Annotated in this window: 20 protein-coding genes; 14 read left to right on the forward strand and 6 right to left on the reverse strand. The window is 71.2% G+C overall.

The annotated features are described in order from the left end of the window. Positions 1 to 8: 8 nt before the first annotated feature. Positions 9 to 1,505 carry a trypsin-like peptidase domain-containing protein gene (locus DEJ20_RS07275; RefSeq protein WP_258377257.1) on the reverse strand — a complete coding sequence of 499 codons (1,497 nt, stop codon included), beginning with the start codon at positions 1,503 to 1,505 and terminating at the stop codon, positions 9 to 11. A gap of 159 nt (positions 1,506 to 1,664) precedes the next feature. Here DEJ20_RS07275 and DEJ20_RS07280 point away from each other — a divergent pair, with 159 nt between their 5' ends. The 5 genes from DEJ20_RS07280 to DEJ20_RS07300 all read left to right on the forward strand — a co-directional run bounded on the left by DEJ20_RS07280 (position 1,665) and on the right by DEJ20_RS07300 (position 5,791). Then, complete coding sequence (locus DEJ20_RS07280) at positions 1,665 to 2,699, forward strand: FecCD family ABC transporter permease (RefSeq protein ID WP_111236451.1); 1,035 nt, start codon at positions 1,665 to 1,667, stop codon at positions 2,697 to 2,699. Beyond that, positions 2,696 to 3,727 carry a FecCD family ABC transporter permease gene (locus tag DEJ20_RS07285; protein WP_258377258.1) on the forward strand — a complete coding sequence of 344 codons (1,032 nt, stop codon included), beginning with the start codon at positions 2,696 to 2,698 and terminating at the stop codon, positions 3,725 to 3,727. The genes DEJ20_RS07280 and DEJ20_RS07285 overlap by 4 nt, the downstream gene beginning before the upstream one ends. A 135-nt stretch (positions 3,728 to 3,862) precedes the next feature. Then, the gene (locus DEJ20_RS07290) at positions 3,863 to 4,342 is read left to right on the forward strand and encodes an FHA domain-containing protein (protein WP_051596676.1); all 480 of its coding nucleotides are present in this window, start codon (positions 3,863 to 3,865) and stop codon (positions 4,340 to 4,342) included. Continuing rightward, positions 4,342 to 5,046: a transcriptional regulator FtsR gene (gene ftsR / locus DEJ20_RS07295; RefSeq protein ID WP_111236452.1), complete on the forward strand. Its 705-nt coding sequence runs from the start codon at positions 4,342 to 4,344 to the stop codon at positions 5,044 to 5,046. The genes DEJ20_RS07290 and ftsR overlap by 1 nt, the downstream gene beginning before the upstream one ends. 184 nt (positions 5,047 to 5,230) lie before the next feature. Then, complete coding sequence (locus DEJ20_RS07300; RefSeq protein ID WP_027465231.1) at positions 5,231 to 5,791, forward strand: MerR family transcriptional regulator; 561 nt, start codon at positions 5,231 to 5,233, stop codon at positions 5,789 to 5,791. A gap of 487 nt (positions 5,792 to 6,278) precedes the next feature. Here DEJ20_RS07300 and DEJ20_RS07305 read toward each other — a convergent pair whose 3' ends face one another. Next, the gene (locus DEJ20_RS07305; protein ID WP_027465232.1) at positions 6,279 to 7,091 is read right to left on the reverse strand and encodes a ParA family protein; all 813 of its coding nucleotides are present in this window, start codon (positions 7,089 to 7,091) and stop codon (positions 6,279 to 6,281) included. Positions 7,092 to 7,151: 60 nt separating this feature from the next. Between DEJ20_RS07305 and DEJ20_RS07310 the strand changes: the two genes are divergently transcribed. The 3 genes from DEJ20_RS07310 to DEJ20_RS07320 all read left to right on the forward strand — a co-directional run bounded on the left by DEJ20_RS07310 (position 7,152) and on the right by DEJ20_RS07320 (position 11,341). Beyond that, positions 7,152 to 10,562 (forward strand): pyruvate carboxylase, encoded by a 3,411-nt coding sequence (locus DEJ20_RS07310; RefSeq protein ID WP_111236453.1) that lies wholly within the window; start codon positions 7,152 to 7,154, stop codon positions 10,560 to 10,562. Between the two features lies 1 nt (position 10,563). After that, a complete protein-coding gene (locus tag DEJ20_RS07315; RefSeq protein WP_027465234.1) occupies positions 10,564 to 11,067 on the forward strand; it encodes a peptide deformylase in 504 nt (167 codons plus the stop codon). A 142-nt stretch (positions 11,068 to 11,209) separates the two neighbouring features. Next, positions 11,210 to 11,341, forward strand: coding sequence for a hypothetical protein (locus DEJ20_RS07320; RefSeq protein WP_258377259.1), 132 nt, complete (start codon positions 11,210 to 11,212; stop codon positions 11,339 to 11,341). 281 nt (positions 11,342 to 11,622) lie between these two features. Here the strand turns inward: DEJ20_RS07320 and DEJ20_RS07325 are convergent, their stop codons facing one another. Beyond that, a complete protein-coding gene (locus tag DEJ20_RS07325) occupies positions 11,623 to 13,560 on the reverse strand; it encodes an AMP-dependent synthetase/ligase (protein ID WP_111236454.1) in 1,938 nt (645 codons plus the stop codon). Between the two features lie 121 nt (positions 13,561 to 13,681). Here DEJ20_RS07325 and DEJ20_RS07330 point away from each other — a divergent pair, with 121 nt between their 5' ends. The 3 genes from DEJ20_RS07330 to DEJ20_RS07340 all read left to right on the forward strand — a co-directional run bounded on the left by DEJ20_RS07330 (position 13,682) and on the right by DEJ20_RS07340 (position 16,900). Beyond that, entirely contained in the window at positions 13,682 to 14,635 is a 954-nt protein-coding gene (locus tag DEJ20_RS07330) for an ROK family glucokinase (RefSeq protein WP_017886608.1), read from the forward strand. A 50-nt stretch (positions 14,636 to 14,685) separates the two neighbouring features. Next, positions 14,686 to 15,411, forward strand: coding sequence for a lysophospholipid acyltransferase family protein (locus DEJ20_RS07335; RefSeq protein WP_111236455.1), 726 nt, complete (start codon positions 14,686 to 14,688; stop codon positions 15,409 to 15,411). Between the two features lie 103 nt (positions 15,412 to 15,514). Beyond that, positions 15,515 to 16,900, forward strand: a complete 1,386-nt coding sequence (locus DEJ20_RS07340; RefSeq protein ID WP_110864693.1) for a class II 3-deoxy-7-phosphoheptulonate synthase — start codon at positions 15,515 to 15,517, stop codon at positions 16,898 to 16,900. Positions 16,901 to 16,998: 98 nt separating this feature from the next. On the opposite strand, the gene pknB is transcribed toward DEJ20_RS07340, so the two are convergent. Together pknB and DEJ20_RS07350 are read right to left on the reverse strand one after the other, a co-directional pair. After that, a complete protein-coding gene (gene pknB, locus DEJ20_RS07345) occupies positions 16,999 to 19,092 on the reverse strand; it encodes a Stk1 family PASTA domain-containing Ser/Thr kinase (protein WP_146245495.1) in 2,094 nt (697 codons plus the stop codon). A gap of 82 nt (positions 19,093 to 19,174) precedes the next feature. Next, positions 19,175 to 20,461, reverse strand: coding sequence for a LysM peptidoglycan-binding domain-containing protein (locus DEJ20_RS07350; protein WP_258377260.1), 1,287 nt, complete (start codon positions 20,459 to 20,461; stop codon positions 19,175 to 19,177). 172 nt (positions 20,462 to 20,633) lie between these two features. Here DEJ20_RS07350 and DEJ20_RS07355 point away from each other — a divergent pair, with 172 nt between their 5' ends. Further along, the gene (locus DEJ20_RS07355) at positions 20,634 to 20,990 is read left to right on the forward strand and encodes an Rv2175c family DNA-binding protein (RefSeq protein ID WP_171907813.1); all 357 of its coding nucleotides are present in this window, start codon (positions 20,634 to 20,636) and stop codon (positions 20,988 to 20,990) included. A 70-nt stretch (positions 20,991 to 21,060) separates the two neighbouring features. On the opposite strand, the gene DEJ20_RS07360 is transcribed toward DEJ20_RS07355, so the two are convergent. Then, positions 21,061 to 22,179 (reverse strand): polyprenyl synthetase family protein, encoded by a 1,119-nt coding sequence (locus DEJ20_RS07360; RefSeq protein ID WP_071405410.1) that lies wholly within the window; start codon positions 22,177 to 22,179, stop codon positions 21,061 to 21,063. Between the two features lie 96 nt (positions 22,180 to 22,275). Here DEJ20_RS07360 and DEJ20_RS07365 point away from each other — a divergent pair, with 96 nt between their 5' ends. Together DEJ20_RS07365 and mraZ are read left to right on the forward strand one after the other, a co-directional pair. Then, the gene (locus tag DEJ20_RS07365) at positions 22,276 to 22,671 is read left to right on the forward strand and encodes an SCO2097 family morphological protein (RefSeq protein WP_111091079.1); all 396 of its coding nucleotides are present in this window, start codon (positions 22,276 to 22,278) and stop codon (positions 22,669 to 22,671) included. Between the two features lie 1,150 nt (positions 22,672 to 23,821). Beyond that, positions 23,822 to 24,253: a division/cell wall cluster transcriptional repressor MraZ gene (mraZ, locus tag DEJ20_RS07370; protein ID WP_017886616.1), complete on the forward strand. Its 432-nt coding sequence runs from the start codon at positions 23,822 to 23,824 to the stop codon at positions 24,251 to 24,253. Positions 24,254 to 24,270: the final 17 nt, after the last annotated feature.

Below are 24,270 nucleotides of genomic sequence, written 5' to 3' on the forward strand. Positions count from 1 at the left end.
TTCTCCCGCTACGCGGCGGGGCCTGCGGTCAGGGTGATCGTGACCGTCTTCGCGGCGCCGGTGCTGTCGGTGTACCGGACGCTCACCTCGTCGCCCACCGAGTGCGACTGGACGACCTCGGTCAGCTGGTCCGAGCTCGTGACCGCGGTGCCGTCGATGCTCGTGATCGTGTCCCCGGCGGCCAGGCCGGCGCTCGCGGCGCCGGAGCCCTCGACCGTGCCGGCGACGGCGACGCCGCCGGTGGTGGTGCCGGTGGTGTTGCTGACCTCGACCCCGAGGAACGCGGGCAGCCCGATGGTGATCGTGCTCGAGGACTCCCCGGCGAGGATCTTCTCGGCGATCGTCTTCGCGGTGGTGATCGGGATGGCGTAGCCGGTGACGTCGGCCGTGCCCGAGGAGGCTGCCGTGGCCATGCCGACGACCTCGCCCTCGCTGTCGAGCACCGGCCCGCCGGAGTCGCCGGAGACGATGTCCGCCGAGATCTCGATCAGGCCGGTCAGGGACTCGGTGCCGGTGCCGGACTCGCTCTGCACCTGGATGTCCTGGTCGGTCGCGGTGACGGTCCCCTCCGCTGCGACGAGGTTGCCGGTGCCCTCGGCGTTGCCGACGTCCTTGACGGTGTCACCGGTGCTCGGCTCGCCGTCGTCGTCGAGCGTGACCGTGGACAGCCCGGAGGCGTTCTCGAGCTTCAGGATGGCGACGTCGTTCGTGGCGTCGGCCCCGACCACGTCGGCCTTGTACTCCTTGCCGGTGGTCTCGTCGGTGACGGTGATGCTCGTCGCGCCCTGGATCACGTGGTTGTTCGTCAGGATCGTGCCGTCGGAGGTCAGGACCATGCCCGTGCCGGCGGCCTGCGACGACTCGTCGTAGTTCAGGACGGTGTTGATGGTCACGACGCCCTTCTTGTCGGCTGCCGTCGCCGCAGTGGCGGGGGACTGGGTGCTCGTGCCGGTGCTGCCGTCTCCGCTGGAGCCGCTGCCGCTGCCGTCGCCGGGCACCGTGAAGCCGTTCGTGCCGTCGCTGCTTCCGGTGCCGCCGGTCCCGTCGGTCCCGGATCCGGTGCCGGGCAGCGTCGTGGTGCCCTGCGACTGGCTCGACGTCGTGGTCGTCCCCTGCGAGGACAGGCCGAGGGCGGTGCCGCCGGCCGCACCGACGATGGCGAGTGCGGCGATCCCGGAGCCGATCATCAGCCCGAGCCGGCGCGGGCGCTTCGTCGTGCCGGGGTGGTTCGCGGTCGCCGCCGAGTACGCCCACGCGTGGTTGGCGCCGGCGAGGGCGGGGCTGCCGATCAGGTACGGGCCGCGGCCGTCCGGGGTGTAGGCGTAGGGGCCGGAGCCGTCCGGACCGTAGAGGTAGGGGCCGGAGCCGTCGAACGCGTACGCCGGGCGCAGGGAGGCCGGGTCGGCGTGCGGCGCCTCCCAGTGCATCCCGGGAGCCTGCTGCTGCGCGGCGGGGGTGCCGTCCTCGTCGTGGTCGGCGGCTGCGGGGTTCGGGGTCTCGTTCATCGGTGCTCTCCGGTCGTCCCTCGACGGCCCGGTCGGGCGTCGATGGAGACCAGTACAGATCGCTTCCCCATGATGAGCCTATGAACGAACCCTGCGCACGCTCCGGGCTTGCTCGGGGGACGCCGAGTGGGGCTCCGGCGTTAGGGTGGCCTTACTTCCATGCCTCCGTCGACGTCCACGCCCCCGGCTCCCAGCTCCGTCCCCCGACTCGTCGGTGCGACCGTGCTGGCGGTCGTCGTCCTCGCCGTGGCGTGTGCGCTGTCGATCGCGTACGGCTCGCGGCCGATCCCGCTCGGCACCGTCCTCGACACGGTGCTGCACCCCGGTCGGAGTGACGAGGTCGGGCTCATCGTGCTCGGCAACCGCGTGCCCCGCACCGTCGTCGGACTGCTCGCCGGAGCCGCGCTCGGGGTGGCCGGGGCGGTCATGCAGGGCGTGACGCGCAACCCGCTCGCCGACCCGAGCGTCCTCGGCATCAACTCCGGTGCGACCCTGGCCGTGGTGGCCGGGATCGCGCTCTTCGGCGTGAGCGGCACGGCCGCCTACCTGCCCTTCGCGTTCGTCGGGGCCGCCCTCGCCGCACTGCTCGTGTACGGGATCGCGACCGTCGCCCGTCGCGGCCTCTCACCCGTCGGACTCGCACTCGCCGGAGCCGTGGTCGCCGCAGCGTTGTCGTCGGTCACCACCGCGGTGCTCGTGACCGACCAGAGCCTGCTCGACCAGCTGCGGTTCTGGCAGGTCGGTGCCCTCGCCGGCAAGGACCTCGGCACGGCGGGGATCATCACGGCGCCGGTGCTCGTCGGGCTGGTGATCGCGTTCGGTCTCGGGCGGTCGCTCAACACGCTGGCGCTCGGGGACGAACTCGCGGCGTCGCTCGGGCAGCGGGTCGTGCTCGTCCGCGCCGTGGGCGGTCTGGTCGCGGTGCTGCTGGCCGGGTCCGCGGTGGCCGCCGCCGGGCCGATCGCCTTCGTCGGGCTCGCCGTGCCGCACGCCGTCCGTCGGTTGAGCGGACCCGACCACCGCTGGACGATCCTGCTGTCGGCGATCGTCGCCCCCGCACTGCTGCTCGTCGCCGACGTGATCGGCCGCGTCGTGGCGTACCCGGGGGAGCTGCAGGTCGGTATCGTCACGGCGCTGATCGGGGCGCCGGTGTTCATCGCGCTCGTGCGGTCGAGGGCGGTGCGAGGACTGTGAGGCAGTTGTTCGGCTCCGGCCGCCGCCGGTCTGGCGGTCTGCGCCGCTCGGCCGGCCTGCGTCGTGAGGTCGCGGTGCTCGTCGCCGTGGTGGCGGTCGTCGTGGTGCTCGTCCTGGTCGGGCTCGGTGCCGGTTCCATCCCGCTCACCCCGGGGCAGGTGCTCGCCGCCCTGTTCGGCCAGGGGGACCGGATCTCGGACTTCGTCATCGGGCAGCTCCGCGGGCCGCGGGTGCTCGGTGCCGTCCTCGTCGGCGCCAGCCTCGGCGTCGCCGGCGCCATCGTGCAGAGCGTCGTGCGGAACCCGATCGCGAGCCCCGACGTCATCGGCATCACCTCGGGGGCCAGTGCCGCCGGACTCACCGCCATCGTGCTGTTCGGTGCCAGCGGCGGCACCCTCTTCTCGGTCGTGCTCGTCGGTGCCGTGGTGGTCTCGATCGTCATCGCCGGGCTCGCCTGGCGACGGGGGATCACCGGCAACCGGGTGATCCTCGTCGGGATCGGCGTCGCGGCGATCTGCCTGAGCATCACCGGCTGGATGCTCACGAGCGGCACCGTCACCCAGGCCGGCACCGCGCTGCTCTGGCTCTCCGGCAGCCTGAACGCCGTCGACCGCGACCTGGTCGGGGTGCTCGGCGTCGCGTTCGTCGTGCTCGTCGTGCTCGCGCTGCTGCAGTCCGCCCGTCTGCAGGTGCTGAGCCTCGGGGACGAGGTCGCCGCCGCACTCGGACTCCGGCCGGACCGGGCCAAGGTGCTCCTGCTCCTCACCGCCGTGTGCCTGACCGCCGCAGCCGTCGCCACGGCCGGGCCCGTGTCGTTCGTCGCGCTGATGGCCGCGCCGATCGCCCGACGCCTGGTCGGCGGCGGGCGGGTGGCGCTCGCGCCGGCCGCCGCCGTCGGTGCCGCGATCACGCTCGGCAGCGACCTGCTGGCACAGTTCGCCTTCCCCGGCACCGCGTTGCCGGTGGGCGTCGTGACGGGCGTCGTGGGGGCGCCGTACCTGCTCTGGTTGCTCGCGCGGGGACGCTGACGCCGGGTCCCACGGGTCGCTGACGCGGCTCGTGCGTTCGCGGATCGCGGAAGTCCCTCCACAGTCCCAGATCGGGGCTGCCGCTCGGGCCGTCGTTTCCGATACGCTGGTGGGCCAAGAGGAGGAGGTCCACCGATGCCAGATCCAGTGGTCCCGCAGCCGGGCGGTCAGAAGACCCCGGAGCAGCGGCTGGTCGACACCACGCTGACCTTCAGCATGGACATGGGCGCGGCGCTCACCGCCGAGTCCGGTGTCTCGACCGAAGAACGTGAAGCCGTCAACGCACTGCCCTCCGGGTCGGCGTTGCTCGTGGTCCGTCGCGGCCCCAACGTGGGTGCGCGGTTCCTCCTCGACTCCGACGTCACGACGGCCGGTCGACACCCCGACGCCGACATCTTCCTCGACGACGTCACCGTGTCGCGCAAGCACGCGCAGTTCCTGCGCCACGGCACGAGCTTCAGCGTCAAGGACAACGGTTCGCTGAACGGCACGTACTTCGACGGTGTCCGCATCGACGAAGCGCTGCTCACCGACGGGGCCGAGGTCCAGGTCGGCAAGTTCCGCCTGACGTTCTACGCATCTCGGGTCGACCTGGCGCGCCTGGCGAACGCGTAGTGGCCGCACGGTCCGCTGCGGCCCGGGCGGGGTCCGCGGCACCGGACCTGCTCACCATCGGGCAGGTCCTCGCTCGCCTCAAGCCCGAGTTCCCGGACCTGTCGAGCTCGAAGCTGCGGTTCCTCGAAGAGCGCGAGCTCGTCACCCCGATCCGCACTGCCAGTGGGTACCGCAAGTTCTCCGCTGCCGACCTCGAGCGGCTCCGGGTGGTCCTCGGACTGCAGCGTGACTACTACCTGCCGCTCAAGGTCATCAAGGAGTACCTCGCCGACCTCGATGCCGGACGCGAACCCGTCCTCCCCGGCGGTGGCGACGCGCCGAAGCCGTCAATCCTCGGTCGCGAACGCCGGTACACCCGCGACGAGACGGTCCGGGCAGCCGGAGCCTCCCCGATGCTCCTCGCCGATGCGGTCTCGGCCTCGCTGCTGCCGGCCACCGACACCTACGGCGACGACGGCGTCTCCGTGCTGAAGGCCCTGGTCGAACTGCAGCGCACCGGCATCGAGCCGCGACACCTCCGCACGTTGCGCAGTACCGCCGAACGCGAGGTGGGTCTCATCGAGTCCGCCCTCATGCCGGTCTCCCGCCGGGGCGACGCGACCTCTCGCGCGAAGGCCACCGAGCTCGCACGTGAGATCGCCGGGCACCTCGAGATCATCCGGTCGAACCTCATCCGCCAGGCCATCGGTCGTCTCGACGCATGACGCCGTCCGGTGCTCCGACAGGGCTTGTGTGTCAGTGGCCGAGGCGTATCCTCGACACGCCGGACGCGCCGGGTCGGATGTCCCGCGCGGGAGCGGTCGGAGTCGCTACCGTGGACCTCGGAACAACTCTCAACCCGTCGTTGAAGCTTCGGGCGGGAGCTCGATCGTCGTGGAAGGCAAGCTCATGAGTGGGAACGACACCCCTGGCACCGAGTCTGATGTGACCCGGTACGACCTCGGGCTGCTCTTCACCGATGGTCTGCCCGAGCACGACGAGCAGAACGGCTACCGCGGCACCGTCGCCGCACGGGCAGCTGGCATCTCGTACCGACAGCTCGACTACTGGGCCCGCACCGAGCTCGTGCAGCCGACGATCCGTGGGGCCGCCGGCTCCGGGTCACAGCGCCTGTACGGGTTCCGCGACATCCTCGTGCTCAAGCTCGTGAAGCGCCTGCTCGACACCGGCATCTCGCTGCAGCAGATCCGCACCGCCGTCAACCAGCTCCGTGAGTCCGGCGTCTCCGACCTGGCGCAGACCACACTGATGTCCGACGGCGCCTCGGTGTACCTGTGCACCTCCGACGACGAGGTCATCGACCTCGTGTCCCGCGGCCAGGGTGTCTTCGGCATCGCGGTCGGCAAGGTCCTGCGTGAGGTCGAGAGCTCCCTGGTCGAGCTCGACGCCACCGCCGCGGCCGACCCCTCCGACGAGCTCGCCGCTCGTCGCGCTTCCCGCGCTTCCTGACCTTTCGGGTTCGGGCCCAGCGGCCGCGAACCGTCGCCTGCGTGTCGCCGAGTGGTCGCGAACTGTCGCCTGCGCGGCCGCCGGCCGACAGTTGGTGACCACTTGGCGGACGTGAGCGGTGTGTTGTGGCCGCTGGGCGAGCCGGGGCCGGGCGTGTCTGCCGGGCCGGGGTGGGCCTCCTGGCAGTCGCCGAGTGGTCGCGAACCGTCGTGTGCGCGTCGCCGAGGTGTCACGAACTGTCGCCTGCGACGCCGCCTGCCGACAGTTGGTGACCGCTCGGCGGACGTGAGCGGCATGTTGTGGCCGCTGGGCGAGCCGGGGTCGAGCGTGCCTGCCGGGGCCGGGGCGGGCCTCCCGGCAGTCGCCGAGTGGTCACGAACTGTCGGCTGCGACGCTGCCGACCGACGGTTGGTGACCTCTCGGCGGACGTGAGCGGCATGTCACGCGACCGCGACCGCGACCGCGCCGCGACCGCACGAGCACCGACCTACGCGGCGCCGCCCTCGGCGTACGGACCGATCTTGCCGGTGCGCATGATGCGCTCGAGCAGCTGGTCGAAGTTCTTCGCCATCTCCTGCGCGGACTCACCGGGCCAGACGTGCAGCGGCTTCGCGGCACCCTGCGCCTGCTGCAGCGACGTGCGCTCCGGCAGCTGCGGGGAGAGCACGAGCGGGCCGAACATGTCCCGGAGTTCCTTGATGCGGAACTGGTGCTCCAGTGACTGCACCCGGGCACGGTTCACGATGATGCCGAGGGGCTGCAGGCGTGGGGAGAGGCCGCGGCGGATCTCCTCGATGGCGCGCAGCGCACGGTCGGCGGCGGCGACGGAGAACAGGCCGGGCTCGGTGACGACGGTGACGCGGTCGGACGCGGCCCACGCGGTGCGGGTCAGGGCGTTCAGCGACGGCGCACAGTCGATGAGGACGAGCTCGTAGTCCTGCTCGACGTTGGCCAGGGCTTCTTCGAGCTTCCAGATGTCGCGGATCGACGGGTGCGGCCCGTCGAAGTTGATGGCGGAGGGCGACCCGACCATGACGTCGATCTTGCCCTGCGACCCCTTCGTCCAGCCCGAGGGGGCGATCGCCTGACGGACGATCTTCTCCTTCGGGTTCTCGAGGACGTCGGCGACGTTGAGGTGGCCGGCGAGGTTGATGTCGAGGCCCGTGGAGACGTCGGACTGCGGGTCCAGATCCACCACCAGCGTGCGCAGTCCCTTGGCGAACGCGGCCGAGGTCAGGCCGAGCGTCACCGTCGTCTTGCCGACACCACCCTTGAGGGAGCTCACGCTGAGTACATGCACGTTGAGCAACGTTACCGCCACTAGGGTTGTCTCACCTCAACCCGGGCTGAAAGGGACGTCGTGTTCACGAAGATCCTCGTTGCGAACCGTGGCGAGATCGCCATCCGCGCGTTCCGTGCCGCCTACGAGTTGGGGGCTCGTACTGTCGCCGTCTACCCGTACGAAGACCGGAACTCCCTGCACCGCCTCAAGGCCGACGAGGCCTACCTGATCGGGGAGCGGGGCCACCCGGTCCGGGCGTACCTGGACGTCTCCGAGATCATCCGCGTCGCCCGCGAGTCGGGGGCCGACGCGATCTACCCGGGGTACGGGTTCCTGTCCGAGAACCCCGAGCTCGCCGCGGCAGCGGCCGCGAACGGCATCACGTTCATCGGTCCGGGCGAGCACGTGCTCGAGATGGCCGGCAACAAGGTCACCGCGAAGGAGCACGCGATCGCGGCCGGCGTCCCGGTCCTCGCGAGCACCCCGGCGAGCCGCGACATCGACGAACTGATCGCCGGCGCCGACGCGATCGGGTTCCCGGTCTTCGCGAAGGCCGTCGCCGGTGGTGGTGGCCGAGGCATGCGCCGGGTGGAGACGAAGCCCGAGCTGCGCGACGCCCTCGAAGCAGCCATGCGCGAGGCCGACAGCGCGTTCGGCGACCCGACGATGTTCCTCGAGCAGGCCGTCATCCGTCCGCGCCACATCGAGGTGCAGATCCTCGCCGACGCGACCGGTACCGAAGCGGGCACGATCCACCTGTTCGAGCGGGACTGCTCGGTGCAGCGGCGCAACCAGAAGGTCGTCGAGATCGCGCCGGCGCCGAACCTCGACCCCGCGATCGCACAGGCACTGCACCGTGACGCCGTGGCCTTCGCCCAGTCGATCGGGTACGTGAACGCCGGCACCGTGGAGTTCCTGCTCGACACCGAGGGCGAGCGCGAGGGGCAGCACGTCTTCATCGAGATGAACCCGCGCATCCAGGTCGAGCACACGGTCACCGAAGAGGTCACCGACGTCGACCTGGTGCAGTCGCAGATGCGCATCGCGGCGGGGGAGACCCTCGCCGACCTCGGCCTGTCGCAGGACACCGTCGCCGTGCACGGCGCCGCGCTGCAGACCCGCATCACGACCGAGGACCCGACGCAGGGCTTCCGTCCGGACACCGGCCGGATCAGCACCTACCGCAGCCCCGGCGGCGCGGGCGTCCGGCTCGACGGCGGCACGGTCGCCACCGGCGCGCAGATCAGCCCGCACTTCGACTCGATGCTCGCGAAGATGACGTGCCGCGGCCGGGACTTCCCGGCGGCGGTGTCCCGTGCCAAGCGCGCCCTCGCCGAGTTCCGCATCCGCGGCGTCAGCACGAACATCCCGTTCCTGCAGGCCGTGCTCGAGGACCCGGACTTCGCCCGCGGCGACGTCTCGACGAAGTTCATCGAGGAACGTCCGCAGCTCTTCGGCGGCCACGTCTCGAAGGACCGCGGCACGAAGGTGCTCACCTGGCTCGCCGACGTCACGGTGAACAAGCCGAACGGTGAGCGGTCGCCGCTGGTCACCGACCCGGCCGACAAGCTCCCGGCCACCGACCTGACGACGCCGGTGCCCGAGGGACAGCGCGACCGCCTGCTGGCGATGGGTCCGGCCGAGTGGTCGAAGGCCCTGCGTGCCCAGACGGCCCTCGCGGTGACCGAGACGACGATGCGCGACGCCCACCAGTCGCTCCTCGCCACCCGGGTCCGCACGAAGGACCTCGTCGCCGTCGCACCGTACGTCGCGCGGCTCACGCCGCAGCTGCTGAGCGTCGAAGCCTGGGGCGGTGCGACGTACGACGTCGCCCTCCGGTTCCTCGGCGAGGACCCGTGGGAGCGCCTGGCCTCGCTGCGCGAAGCGATGCCGAACATCCCGATCCAGATGCTGCTGCGCGGCCGCAACACCGTCGGGTACACGCCCTACCCGACCGAGGTCACCGACGCCTTCGTCGACGAGGCGGCCCGGTCCGGCGTCGACGTCTTCCGCGTGTTCGACGCGCTGAACGACGTCAGCCAGCTGCGTCCAGCCCTGGAGGCCGTGCTCGCGACCGGTACGGCCGTCGCCGAGGCGGCGCTCTGCTACACCGCCGACCTCCTCGACCCCGCCGAGGACCTCTACACGCTCGACTACTACCTCCGCCTGGCGGAGCAGATGGTCGAGGCCGGCGCGCACGTCATCGGCATCAAGGACATGGCTGGGCTCCTCCGTGCCGGTGCGGCCGAGAAGCTCGTCACCGCCCTGCGCGAGCGCTTCGACCAGCCCGTGCACGTGCACACCCACGACACCGCCGGCGGCCAGCTCGCGACCCTGCTCGCCGCCTCGCGCGCCGGGGCCGACGCCGTCGACGTGGCCGCGGCACCCATGGCCGGCACGACCAGCCAGCCGAGCATGTCCGCCCTGGTCGCCGCGCTGGCCCACACCGAGCGCGACACCGGTCTGTCCCTCGACGCCGTCGGTGACCTCGAGCCCTACTGGGAGTCGGTCCGTCGCGTGTACGCCCCGTTCGAGTCTGGGCTCGCCGGTCCGACCGGGCGTGTCTACAAGCACGAGATCCCCGGCGGTCAGCTCTCGAACCTCCGGCAGCAGGCGATCGCCCTCGGCCTCGGTGACCGGTTCGAGCAGGTCGAGGACTGGTACGCCGAGGCGAACCGGATCCTCGGGCGCCCCACCAAGGTCACGCCGTCGTCGAAGGTCGTCGGTGATCTCGCGCTGCAGCTCGCCGCGGTCGGTGCCGACCCGGTCGACTTCGAGCAGAACCCCGACAAGTACGACATCCCGGACTCCGTGGTCGGGTTCATGGCCGGCGAACTGGGCGACCTGCCCGGCGGCTGGCCCGAGCCGTTCCGCTCGAAGGTCCTGGCCGGGCGTGACGTCCGACTCGAGATCACCCCGGTGCCCGCCGACGAGCGCGCGCACCTCGAGAACCCCGGACCCGAGCGCCAGCAGGCCCTCAACCGCCTGCTCTTCCCGCAGCCGACGCAGCAGTTCCAGCGCGTGCGGGAGCAGTACGGCGACCTGTCCGTCGTCCCGACCGTCGACTACCTGTACGGGCTGCGCCCCGGGCAGGAGCACAGCGTCCCGCTCGGCAAGGGCGTCGACCTGTTCGTCGGGCTCGAGGCGATCGGCGAGGTGGACGCCAAGGGCATCCGCACGGTCATGGCGACGATGAACGGGCAGCTCCGCCCGGTCGCCGTCCGCGACCGTTCGGTCGAGGTCGAGACGAAGGCGGCCGAGAAGGCCGACGCGTCGGACCCCAAGCACGTGGCCGCGCCGTTCTCCGGCGTGGTGACGCTCAAGGTCGCCGTCGGTGACGTCGTCGAGGCCGGTACGCCGGTGGCGAGCATCGAGGCGATGAAGATGGAAGCGGCCATCACGGCGCCCGTGTCGGGCACCGTCGGCCGACTCGCGATCCCGGTGACCCAGCAGGTGGACGCCGGCGACCTCCTGGTGGTGCTGCAGTAAATTGACCGTTCGTCCCATCCGCCTGTTCGGCGACCCCGTCCTCCGTTCGCCGGCCGACCCGATCCGCCCCGAACTGCTCGGGAGCGCCGGGGTCCGTGACCTCGTGCAGGACCTCATCGACACCGTCAAGGAACCCGGACGTGCCGGAGTGGCCGCGCCCCAGATCGGCGTCGGGCTCCGTGCGTTCTCGTACAACGTGGACGGCGAGGTCGGCTACGTCCTCAACCCCGAGATCGTCGAGGTCTCCGGGGAGCCCGAGCTCATGGAAGAAGGCTGCCTCTCCGTCCCGGGGCTCGGCTACCCGACGCGTCGCTCCCCGTACGCGAAGGTGCGGGGTGTGGACGTCGACGGCGACGAGGTCGTCCTCGAGGGCACGGGCCTGATGGCCGAGGCGCTCCAGCACGAGTGCGACCACCTCGACGGCACCGTCTACGTGATGACGCTCGACCCCGAGATCCGCCGTCAGGCACTGCGCGACATCCGCGCGCAGGACTGGTTCCACTGAGTGGTTGCACAGGCCCGCGTTCGCCGGCTGTGAACAGTGGTGTGACACCCCCACGGGGGATTGTCGCTTTGTCCTGACGAGGAGGTACCGTGCTGCTGTCGGCCTCCCACCGACGACCATCCCATCCCCCCAGGACTCCCGCATGACCAGTCAGAACGACGAGCTCAGCTCGCACCGCACCCGCACCAACCGTCGACCAGCCGAGACCACCGTCCCGACCGGTTCGACCGCCGTCCTCGACGCCCCCGCGACGGAGCAGTCGCCGGAGGCCTGAGCCCCGCGGCGCCCCCGGCGCCCGCTGAACGGCCTGGAGGCCCGGATCACGTCCGACGGACGTGATCCGGGCCTCCAGGCCGTTGCGTCTCCGACCCGCGCGTACCTGGTGGAATCGGGCGTACCGGGTCAGAAGAATCGACCCGGAACCCCCGAAACGACCCGGTACGCCCGGAGCTGGTCGCTCACGGGCAGCCGCGCGCGCACCTTGCGGAATCGGGCGTACCTGGTCAGAAGGAACGACCTGGTACGCCCGGAACGACCAGGGACGCCCGGCGGGCGCTACGCGCGGTTGCGGCGCCGCCCCTCGATCACCGGGGTCGCCGTCGTCTGCACCTTCGACCCGGAGTAGATGTGGTCGATGTCCGCGGCGAAGTCCTTGAGGATCACCGACCGCTTGATCGTCAGCTTCGGCGTGAGGTGCCCGGAGGCCTCGGTCAGGTCCGTGTCGAGGATCGTGAACGACCGGACCGACTCGGCGCGGGAGACCCGGCCGTTGGCGGCGTCGATGGCCTCCTGGACGGCGGAGAGCACACGCTCGTCGTAGGCGGCCTCGTGCCCGCTCAGCGCCGGGGTGATCCCGCGGGACTCGCACCATCCGGGGAGCATCTCGCGGTCGAGCGTCACGAGTGCTGCGACGAACGGCTTGCCCTCACCGACGACCACGACCTGGCCGATGAGCGGGTGCTCGCGGATGCCGTCCTCGAGCGGTGCCGGCGCGACGTTCTTGCCGCTCGCGGTGACGATGAGCTCCTTGGCGCGGCCGGTGACGGTGAGGACCCCGTCGGCGTCGATCCGGCCGAGGTCGCCGGTGCGGAACCAGCCGTCGGCGAAGGCGTGCTCGGTCGCCTCGTCGTTCCGCCAGTACCGGTCGAAGACGTCGACGCCGCGGATCAGGATCTCGCCGTCGTCGGCGATCCGGACCTCGATGCCGGGCAGCGCCCGACCGACCGTCCCGATGCGGAGTTCCCGGGCACGGTTGACGGTGGCGGGAGCGGTGGTCTCGGTCAGGCCGTAGCCCTCGAGGATGAGCACCCCGATCGAGCGGAAGAAGTGCGAGAGCCGCGGGGAGAGGGGGGCCGAACCGCTGACGGCGTACTCGACCCGTCCGCCGAGGGCGTCGCGGAGCTTGGCGTACACGAGCCGGTCGAACAGCTTGAACTTCAGCCCGAGCAGGAACGGCACCCTGCCGGCTGCGAGGGCCTCGGAGTGGGCGACGGCGGTGTCCGCCGCCGCGCGGAAGATCCGGCCCCTGCCGCCGAGGTCGGCCTTCTGCTCGGCGGAGTTGTAGATCTTCTCGAACACCCGGGGGACCGCGAGCAGGAACGTCGGCTCGAAGGTCGACACCGCGCGCATCAGGTCCTTGGTGTCCGGCTCGTGGCCGACGAGGACGCCGGCGGACACCGACATGGCGGCGATGAACCGGGCGAAGACGTGGGCGAGCGGGATGAACAGCAGGGTCGAGGCGTCGTCGGCGACGACCTCGGGCATCGCTTCGCTCGCGCCCTCGACCGTGGCGGTGAAGTTGTCGTGCCGCAGGACGCAGCCCTTCGGCCGGCCGGTGCTGCCGGAGGTGTAGATGATCGTGGCGTCGTCGTGGCCGTGCACGTTCGCGGTCCGGGCGTCGAGTTCGTCGTCGGTGACGTCCTCGCCGAGCCGGGTCAGGTCGTCGAGGCCGCCACCGTCGATCGTCCAGTGCTGGCCCAGGGACGGCAGGTCGGGCGCGATGGAGGCGACGCGGCGTGCGTGCTCCTCCTGCTCGACGACGATCGCGACCGACTCGGAGTCGGACAGGATCCAGCGCACCTGATCGGGGGAGCTCGTCTCGTAGACGGGCACGGACACCAGGCCGGCTGTCCACACGGCGAAGTCGACCAGGGTCCACTCCAGACGGGTGCGGGACAGGATCGCGACGTGTGCGCCCGGTTCGAGCCCGGCGGCGACGAAGCCCTTCGCGATGCCGCGGACCCGGGCGAGGGTCTCCGCAGCGGTGAAGGTGGTCCAGGTGTCGCCGTGGCGCTGAGCGAGGATCGGACGGTCGGGCGTCCGGCGGACGCGGTCGCCGAGGAGCCTCGCTGCCGAGCCGTGGTCCGGGGCGACGGGACCGGCGCTGGGTGGTGTGGCGTGCCTCCCGGCCGACGGCGTGGTCCCGGTGGCGGCGCTGCCAGCGGTGGACGTGTCGGTGGAGGCGCTGCTGCGTGCAGGACGCTGATCGTTCACGGTGACTCCCTTGTCTGCCGGTTCGACTCGAGTGCGCCTCAACACCGAGGCGACACCGCCAGCATAGGACGCGTCACCGGGCGTTCCGTGACTTCGCGGCGAACCGGTAGGCTCGTTGCTCGTGCACGCCATCGGAATCGACATCGGGGGCACCAAGATCGCGGGTGCGGTCGTGACGGAACTGGGCGAGATCGTCGCCGAGGACCGCGTGGCCACCAACGCTGCGGACCCGAACGCCATGCTCGACGACGTCGTCTCGATGGTCGAGCGACTCAGCTCGCTCCACCAGGTCGGCGCCGTGGGGGTCGCTGCCCCCGGGTTCATCGACGCCTCGCAGTCGATCGTCTACTACACGCCGAACATCCGGTGGCGGAACGAACCGCTCCGGCAGAAGCTGCAGCAGCGCCTCGGCGACCTGCACATCACGGTGGACAACGACGCGAACGCCGCCGGTTGGGCCGAGTTCCGGTTCGGCGCCGGTCGACTCGTGTCCGACATGACCATGCTGACCATCGGCACGGGTGTCGGTGGGGCCATCGTGACCGAGGACCGCCTGTTCCGCGGTGGCTTCGGCACCGGCGGCGAGATCGGCCACCTGCGCATCGTCCCGAACGGGCTGCCCTGCGGCTGCGGCGCCCGCGGCTGCATCGAGCAGTACGGCTCGGGCCGTGCCCTGCAGCGCATGGCGAACGACGTCGCCGACGCCGGTGGCATCGGTTCGGCGCTGGCCGACGCCCGCGCCGACAACGGCGGCCAGCTCGACGGCAAGATCGTCGGCGACCTGATCCTGGCCGACGACCCGGGTGCCCTCGCGGCCCTCCGTCGGCTCGGTCGACACCTCGGCGAGGCGTGCGCGTCGCTGTCCGCGGTGCTCGACCCGCAGCTCTTCGTGTTCGGCGGCGGGGTCGCCAGTGCGGGGGACCGGCTGCTCGACCCGATCAAGCAGGCGTACCTCAACAACCTGCCGGCCCGCGGGTACCACCCGGAGCCGGACTTCGTGATCGCCGAACTCGTCAACGACGCCGGCGTCGTCGGTGCCGCCGACCTCGCCCGCATCCACGCCCGCACGGCGTAGGGTCGGGCCACCCACCCGGGCCACCACCTTCTCACCACCTGGAGTCGTCGATGACCTACTGGCTGCTGAAGAACTTCGTGCTCGGCCCGCTCATCCTCACCCTGTTCCGGCCGTGGGTCGTCGGACGTGAGCACGTCCCGACCTCGGGCCCGGTCATCTTCGCGTCGAACCACATCTCGTTCATCGACTCGGTGATCCTGCCGGCGGTGCTCGACCGTCGACTGTCGTTCCTGGCGAAGAGCGACTACTTCACCGGCCGCGGGCTGAAGGGCTGGGCGACGAAGACGTTCTTCAACGCCATCGGCCAGCTGCCGATCGACCGCTCCGGCGGCAAGGCGTCCGAGGCATCGCTGCGCACCGGCCTGCAGGTCCTGGCGCGCGGTGAGCAGCTCGGCATCTACCCCGAGGGCACCCGCAGCCCCGACGGCAAGCTCTACCGCGGCCGCACCGGCATCGCCCGGATGATCCTCGAGGGGCGCGTGCTCGTCGTCCCCGTGGCCATGGTCGGCACGCGCGAGGTGCAGCAGATCGGGCAGCGCTTCCCGAAGATCAAGCGCGTCGGGGTCGTGTTCGGCAAGCCGCTCGACTTCTCGCGGTTCCAGGGGTTCGAGACCGACCGCTTCATCCTGCGCAGCGTCACGGACGAGGTCATGCACGAGCTCGCCGGCCTGAGCCGTCAGGAGTACATGGACGTCTACGCCACCAGCGTGAAGGAGCGGGCGAGCTCCGCGCGCGAGGCCGTCATGCGGGAACGGAAGTCGACGCCTGCACGTTAGGCTCTGATGGTCCCGGCACCCCGCCAGGACGCCCATCGACGACGCGCGGCCCGGTACGGTCAGCGTCGTCGGGCCGCCCGCACAGAACACCGAGGTAACGCCCTTGCCCGAGTCGACCGACTTCGTCGCCCTGCAGGATCCGGACGTCATCGAGGGGCTCGACTATTGGCGGACGCTCCCGATCAAGCAGCAGCCGACCTGGCCGGACGCCGCCGCTGCCGAGGCCGCCTCGGCCGAGATCGCCACGCTCCCGCCGCTCGTGTTCGCGGGCGAGGTCGACAAGCTGCGCGAGCGGCTCGCCGCGGCCGCCCAGGGCAAGGCCTTCCTGCTGCAGGGCGGTGACTGCGCCGAGACCTTCGCCGGTGCCACCGCCGACTCCATCCGCGACCGGGTGAAGACGATCCTGCAGATGGCCGTCGTGCTGACCTACGGTGCCTCGATGCCCGTCATCAAGATGGGGCGCATGGCCGGCCAGTTCGCCAAGCCCCGCTCGAGCGACTTCGAGACCCGCGGTGACGTCACGCTGCCCGCGTACCGCGGCGACATCGTGAACGGCTACGACTTCACGCCCGAGAGCCGGACGGCCGACCCGCGCCGCCTGGTGCAGGGCTACCACACCGCCGCTTCGACGCTGAACCTCGTCCGTGCCTTCACGCAGGGGGGCTTCGCCGACCTGCGCCAGGTGCACTCGTGGAACAAGGGCTTCGCCTCGAACCCCGCGAACGCCCGCTACGAGCACCTCGCCAAGGAGATCGACCGCGCGATCCGCTTCATGGACGCCTGCGGCGCCGACTTCGAGGCGCTCAAGCACGTCGAGTTCTACGCCTCGCACGAGGGGCTGCTGATGGACTACGAGCGCCCGATGACCCGCATCGACTCGCGCTCCGGCCTGGCGTACGACACGTCCGGTCACTTCATCTGGATCGGTGAGCGCACGCGTGACATCGACGGCGCCCACGTGGACTTCCTGTCGCGGGTGCGCAACCCGATCGGTGTGAAGCTCGGCCCGACGACGAGCGTCGACGACATGAAGGCGCTCGTCGACAAGCTCGACCCGAACCGTGAGCCGGGTCGCCTGACCTTCATCACGCGGATGGGTGCCGGCAAGATCCGTGACGAGCTGCCCAAGTTGCTCGAGGCGATCAAGGGCATGGACGCCAATCCGCTGTGGGTCACCGACCCGATGCACGGCAACGGCCTGACCACGCCGACGGGCTACAAGACCCGCCGGTTCGACGACGTCGTGGACGAGGTCCTCGGCTTCTTCGAGGCGCACCGCCAGGTCGGCACGTACCCGGGTGGCATGCACGTCGAGCTCACCGGTGACGACGTCACCGAGTGCCTCGGCGGCTCGGAGCACATCGACGAGGCCACCCTCGCCACCCGCTACGAGTCGCTGTGCGACCCGCGCCTGAACCACATGCAGTCCCTCGAGCTCGCCTTCCTGGTGGCCGAGGAACTCGGTGCGCACCAGCCCGACCGCTCGTAACGCAGGAACCCCCGGACAGGAGGCCCGGTGCCAGCTGGCACCGGGCCTCCTGTCCGTCGTGTCCGCACGTTCCGGGCCGTGGGAACTGCCCGGCGGGACTACTGGTCGTAGGACAGGGTGACCGTGTCGCCGCGGTAGACCGTGGCGCCGACGCCCGGGTCGGTGCCGGTGACCGGCAGCTTCGACTTCCAGTCGTAGAAGCCGCAGAGGATGTTCGTGCAGTCGGGCACGGAGACCTTGAGGCCGAGGTCCTCGAGGGTCTTCGTCGCCTCGTTGATCGTCGCCCCGACGACGCCGTCCTCGGGCACGGTGATCGGCGTCGGTCCCTTCGACACGACGACGTCCACCGCCGACCCGCGCACGGCGGGGGAGTCCTGCACGGCGGCGGAGACGATCTGGCCGGAGGGCACGCTGTCGCTGTACTCCTCGGTGCGGGCTCCGAGGATCAGTCCGACCTCGTCGAGTGCGGCGGAGGCCTCGTCGACCGTCTTGCCGACCACGTCGGGCACCGGCCCGAGCGAGACGGTCAGCGTGACCGGCCCGGTCTCGCCGTAGGCCTGCACCGTCGTGAGGTCGAGCGCCTTGCCGCCGGACGCCCGACCGGTCGCCGCGACCACGGTGTCCTTCGGGGCGTCGGCGGAGAACTCGTACCGGTCGTCCTGCAGCTCGAAGTCGTCGTCGAGCGCGGCCGTCACGGTGGAGAGCGGCTGGCCGACGATCGCCGGCAGCGGGATCATCCGGGGGCCGTTCGACACGACGATCTGCACCGCCGTGCCCTTCTGCACCTCGCGCTCCGCGGCTGGCTTCGTCGTGGAGACCTGCCCCTTCGCGACGACGGCGTCGAACCGTGTCCCGGTCTTCGACGCCGCCTGCAGGCCCTGTGCTTCGAGCAGCTGCCGGGCCTGCGAGACCGACTTGCCCGTGACTTCCGGGATCCGCACGTTGCCACCCGGCCCCGGTCCGAAGTACCAGCCGAAGCCGGCTCCGATCAGCGCGAGCACGACGACCACGGACAGCAGGATCCAGCCGCGCTTCCGACGCTTCGCCGACTGGTCGGCGAGCCGCTGTCCGGCGGGGGAGAGCACGCCCGGCTGTGCCCCGGTGCGACGGGGGCCCGGAGCGTTGCCGCGGGCACGGGCGGGTGCTCGACCGCGGTCGCCGGTGTCCCGGTCGCCGGACCGGTCGATGATGGCGGTCTCGTCCGCTCCTGCGGCTCCTGCGGCTCCTGCGGCTCCTGCAGCCCCGACCGAGGCCGCGGCCGCTGCGGCGCCGAGCGTGCCGGCGCCACCGGAGGGCAGGATCGCGGTCCCGTTCTCGGGGCGGAGCACGGCCGTGCGGTACTGGCCGGTCGCGCGCTGCTGGTTGCCCGACATGTGGTCGAGCATCTCGCGGGCATCGCGGGGGCGGTCCTCGGGGTCGCGTGCGGTCGACCAGGCGACCAGCTCGTCGAGCTCCGGCGGCACCCCGGACACGGCGGCACTCGGCGCCGGCACGGAGTCGTTGGCGTGCTGGTAGGCGATCTGCATCGGCTGCTCGCCCTTGTAGGGCTGCTCGCCGGTGAGCATCTCGTAGAGCATGATGCCGAGCGCGTAGATGTCGCTGCGCGAGTCGGCGGCACCGCGCGTCACGAGCTCGGGGGACAGGTAGGCGATCGTGCCGAGCAGGGCCGCGCCGGTCGCCGTGTTCGCGGTCGTTGCGCGGGCCAGGCCGAAGTCGCCGAGCTTGATGCGGCCGTCGTCCGCGAGCAGGACGTTCTCGGGCTTCAGGTCGCGGTGCACGATCCCGGCGCGGTGGGCCGAGGCGAGGCCGGCCAGCACGGCGCGCAGGATGTCCGTCGCCTGCTCGGGCGTCAGGGCGTGGTGCTCCTGCAGCAGGTCGCGCAGCGTGATGCCGGGGATGTACTCCATGACGATGTAGGCGATCTCGCCCTCGGCGCCCTGGTCGTAGACGCCCACCAGGTTCGGGTGCGACAGCCGGGCAGCCGAGCGGGCCTCCTGGATGAAGCGCTCACGGAACGCCTGGTCGTCGGCCAGGTGCCCGTGCATGATCTTGATCGCGACGCGTCGCTCGAGGCGCACGTCGGTCGCGAGGTAGACGGTCGCCATGCCCCCGCGCGCGATGCGGGAGCGGACGCGGTACCGCTGATCGATCATGCGACCGATCATCGGGTCCGTGGCGGCGTTGGTGGTCATCGGCGGCATTCTACGAATCGAGACCGCACTCGGACGCGCCGGCGCACCGGCCGTGACCCAATCTCGATCTTCCGGATGAGGCTCAGAGGGTCGCCAGCCAGCCCTCGGCGGCGCTCGCCCAGGAGGCGTAGGCCTTCGGGTAGGCGGAGAGCTGCACGGCCTGGGCCGCGTCGGTGATGCTCATCGAGGACCAGCCGGGCACGTCGAGCAGCCCGCGGGTCTTGCCGGCGTTCGGGTTGTTCCGCCCACCGAAGAACAGCGCGGTGGCGTGCGCCGGGTCCTGCAGCTTCGAGGCGCTGCCCCAGCCCTGGCTCGGACGCTGCTGGAACAGGCCGACCGAGTCGCGGTCGCCGTGCGCCAGGTTCCGGAGGCTCGACTCCTGCATCGCGGCGGCGAGTGCCACGACGATGCCGCGGTCTGGGACGCCGAGCGATCGACCGACGGAGACGATGGTCGCGGCGTTCTGGCGCTGCTCGGCGCTCAGGCCGACGGCACCGCTGACCGCAGCGCTGGCAGCGACCGCGGGGGCCGCGGTGGCGTTCGACGACGGGATGACGAGCGTCTTGCCGGCATAGATCGTGCTCGTGTACGACAGGCCGTTCGCCGACAGGAGTGACTTGACCGAGACGTGGTGCGCGGCGGCGATCGAGCCCACGGTGTCGCCGGCGCTGATCTTCACGCTCGACTTCGTCGACGGGGCCGAGGCGGTGGACACCGACGGCGTCGACGACGTGCCGTGCGGCACCCGCAGCGTCTGGCCGGGGTAGATGACGCTGCGCTGCGACAGCTTGTTCGCGCTGAGGAGCGCCGTGGTCGACACGCCGACGCGGGACGCGATGCCGGAGACGGTGTCGCCGTGCTTCACGTGGTAGCTCGAGGTGTCCGAGCCGGAGCCGCCGGTCGAGCCGGAGGTGCGCGCCGCGGCGGTGGTGACGGCGGGTGTCGATGCCAGGTGGAGCGTCTGCCCGGGGTGGATGATCGTGTTCCAGCCGAGGCCGTTGCGCACGAGGATCTCCTGCGCCGACAGGCCGAAGCGGGCGGCGATGCCCGAGACCGTGTCGCCGTGGTGGACGGTGTAGCTCGTGGGCACAGCCGTGGTCGGGCCCTTCGTGGTCGCGGCGACGGTCCGCAGGACGGTCTGCGACGGCCGGGCGACGGCGGTGCCGAACACCGGTCGGTCGGTGACGGCGCGGTCCTGGTCGACGTGGCGCTTGTGGTTCGCGTCGGCGTCGTCGTGCCGCGGCTCGGCGTGCGCGACCGGGCCGGTGAGGCTGGCGGTCACGGCGATGGTGCCCGCGAGGACGATGGGCATGGTGGCGAACCGGGCGGATCGTGCGCGCCGGGCGACTTCGTCTGCAGCGTGGTCCACGGGTTTCTCCTGATCTCGACTGAGCCGTGCGCACGCATGCGCGCACTCACAGGTGCCACAACGCTGGCATGGCCTGATTCCCAAGTCAACCAGAGAGTCAGATGGGGTGGATGTGACGAATGTGACGAACGAGGCGCATTCACTCCGGCGGTCACTCTGGCACCATGGGCGTGTGAGTGCCGCACCCGTCGACGACCTGTCCCTCTCCGAACGCTGGCTGACCGTCCCCGAGCTGGTGGACATGTTCAGCACCAGCCCCGGACGGATCCACCGACTCTTCGAGCAGAAGACCCTGCTCGCAGCCCGCGTCGGCGGTGTGCTGCGCGTCCCGGTCGAGTTCCTCGAGGACGGCGAGCCGATGCCCGAACTCCGCGGCACGCTGATCGTGCTCGGCGACAACGGCTTCACCGACGACGAGGCGGTGCGCTGGATGCTCACCGTCGACGACGCGATGGGCACCACGCCGATCGCGGCGCTGCGCGCCGGTCGCAAGGCCGAGGTGCGTCGCATCGCCCAGTCGCTGCTCTAGACGCGTTCCGGACGGACGGGAGGCCCGGTGCCAGCTGGCACCGGGCCTCCCTTTCGTCCTGTGGCCGTGTCTAGGACGACCGGCGGCTGACCGTGTCGGCCAGCGACGCGAGCTGCTCGCGTGCCGACGGTGTCAGCGGCGAGGCGTCCAGTGCCGCCTTGGCGCGCTGGACGTGCCGCTCGATCGACCGCTCCACGGCGGCGACGGCACCGGACTCGGTGAGGGTGGCGCGGAGCATCTGCACCTGCTCCTCGTCGAGGTCGGGGTCGCCGAGGAGCTCGTCCAGGAGCTGCCGCGGGCCGCTCGCCAGCGTCTTGCGCGCCGAGGCGATGAGGACGGTGCGCTTGCCCTCGCGCAGGTCGTCGCCGGCCGGCTTGCCGGTGACCTCGGGGTCACCGAAGACCCCGAGCATGTCGTCGCGGAGCTGGTACGCCACGCCGAGGGGGAGTCCGAAGGCGCGGAGACCCTCGAGCTGGGAGTCGCTCGCGCCGGCGACCAGGGCGCCGATGACCAGCGGGGCCTCGATCGAGTACTTCGCCGACTTGAAGACGATGACGCGCTGGGCGCGGAGCAGGTGCTCGGACTCGTCGATGACCGGCCAGGCGGTCTCCTCGTGCACGTCGAGGTACTGCCCCGCCGTGACGTCGAGGCGCATCGCGTGGAACTCCTGGCGGACGATGCGGGCCCGCACCGGGTCGAGGAGCGCGAGGCCCTCGTCGAAGACCGAGTCGCTCAGCGAGAGCAGCAGGTCGCCGAGGAGCAGCGCGGAGTTCGTGCCGTACTGCCCGCGGTCGCCGACGAAGCCGGACTCCTCGTGCAGGGACTCGAAGCGGCGGTGCGCGGCGGGACGCCCACGACGGGTGTCCGAGCGGTCCATGATGTCGTCGTGCACCAGGGCCGCGGCGTGGAAGACCTCGAGCGCTGCGGCGACAGTGACGACGGCCTCGGCGGTGGTCTGCCGGGACCCTTCGGCCAGCGGGTCGAACGAGCCCGAACGGCCCGCCACCGACTGCCATCCCCAGTAGCAGAACAGTGCCCGGAAGCGCTTGCCGCCGGACAACAGGTCTCGGGCGTACCGGTCGAACGGTGCGAGGTCGGGGCTGATCGCGAGGAGCCGTTCACGCTGCTCGTCGAGTGCCCGGTCGATACGCGCCGATACGAGGTCCACTAATCGCGTACTCTCAGCCACGATCCCTACCCTAGTGGAGTGGTCGAGGCATAGAATCGGTCCACTCAACCCGCGTTTTTCAACCCCGCGTCGATCCCAGGAACAGAGGGAACCAAGATGCCGCTCTCGGAACAGGAGCAGCGCCTTCTCGAAGAGATGGAGCGCAGCCTCTACCAGAACGATTCCGATTTCGTGGCTCGTGTCACACGTCGACAGGGTCGTCCGACGTACACAGCCATCACGCTCGGGGTCCTCGGTGCACTCGCCGGGGTCGCCATCGTCATCGTCGGCCTCGTCATCAAGGCGCCGCTGCTGGGCATCCTCGGCTTCGTCGTGATGCTCGCCGGTGTCCTGTTCGCGCTGCGCCCGGGCATGCGTGCCCCGAAGGCGAAGCCCGCTCGGCCGGGCAAGCCCGCGTCCGGTGGTTCGGCGCGTCCGTCCACCGGTGGCGGCGGGTCCTTCATGGACCGGATGAACGAGCGCTGGGACAAGCGCAACGACCAGAGTCAGTAGCTGACGGGGGTCGCCAGGACTCCCTCCACACTCCTCCACGGGGTCGGCCTTCGGGTCGGCCCCGTTTCGTGTTTCCAGGGGCCTGTCGTTGCGGAGTCGTGCGTGCGCGAGTGGTCACGACATGCCGCGCGGTGGATGCCGAGGGTGCAGGAACTGTCGGCTGAGGCCGGTGCGAGCGACGGTTCGTGACCACTCGGCGTCGCGGCGGCGGCACGTCGTGACCATGCGCTGACCGGCGGCCGGGCGTGGTGGAGCCGACCGTGCGCCCGCGTGAGCACCGCGGCGGCGGTGGGACGGGCTCCAGGCCGGGGTGGACCGCCGCCGGTGTGTGCGCAAGTGGTCACGACGTGCCGTGCGGTGGACGCCGAGGGTGCAGGAACTGTCGGCTGGGGCCCGCGCGAGCGACAGTTCGTGCCCGCTCGGTGTCGCGGCGGCGGTACGTCGTGACCGTGCGCTGACCGGCGGCCGGGCGTGGTGGAGCCGACCGTGCGCCCGCGTGAGCTCCGCGGCGGTGGTGGGGCGGGCCTCCAGGCCGGAGTGGCCGGGGTGGACCGCCGCCGGTGCGTGCGCGAGTGGTCACGACATGCCGCGCGGTGGATGCCGAGGGTGCAGGAACTGTCGGCTGGGGCCCGCGCGAGCGACGGTTCGTGCCCGCTCGGTGTCGCGGCGGCGGTACGTCGTGACCGTGCGCTGACCGGCGGCCGGGCGTGGTGGAGCCGACCGTGCGCCCGTGTGAGCTCCGCGGCGGAGGTGGGACGGGCCTCCAGGCCGGAGTGGCCGGGGCGGACCGCCGCCGGTGCGTGCGCGAGTGGTCACGACATGCCCCGCGGTGAAGGCCGAGGTCGCACGAACTGTCGGCTGGGGGCCGCGCGAGCGACAGTTCGTGCCCGCTCGGCGTCGAGCGCCCGCGGCGCGCCCCGAGGCGCTCCACCGGCTGCGAAAGTCCTCCACTTTCCTCCACGCCTGCTCTGGCGCTCGCGAACCGCATGGATCCGGGCATCCGGGGTCCTCCCCGCGGGGTGCATTCCGGTCTGCGTGCCCCCAGTAGGGGTGTCGCCGGCCGAAAAGGGAGCGGATTCCTGGGCTTGGGGAGGGGAGTGGAGTAAAGTGGGGCTCGCAACGGTCCGGTGGAGCGGAGGGGAGGCCCGACGTGCTGCTCGGTACTCATGCCCCGAAGCTCGACGAGAAGGGTCGCGTGATCCTCCCCGCCAAGTTCCGGGACGAACTGTCCGGCGGGCTCGTGATGACCCGCGGCCAGGAACGCTGCGTCGTGGTCTTCAGTGCCCGGACGTTCGAGGAACTCCACGAGCGCATCCGGACCGCCCCGATGACGTCGAAGCGCACCAGGGACTACATGCGTCTGTTCCTCTCGGGGGCCAGCGCCGAACAGCCCGACAAGCAGAACCGCGTGACGATCCCGCAGAACCTCCGCGAGTACGCGGGGCTCGAGCGGGACCTCACGGTCATCGGCAGCGGTGACCGTGCCGAGATCTGGTCCACCCCCGCGTGGGAGGCCTACTACGCCGAAGCCGAAGAGGCATTCGCCGACAACGACGAGGAGGTGATCCCGGGGATCTTCTGATCCGCGGATCGGGACTC

It is taken from the genome of Curtobacterium sp. MCSS17_005 (assembly GCF_003234225.2).
GTDB lineage: Bacteria > Actinomycetota > Actinomycetes > Actinomycetales > Microbacteriaceae > Curtobacterium > Curtobacterium flaccumfaciens.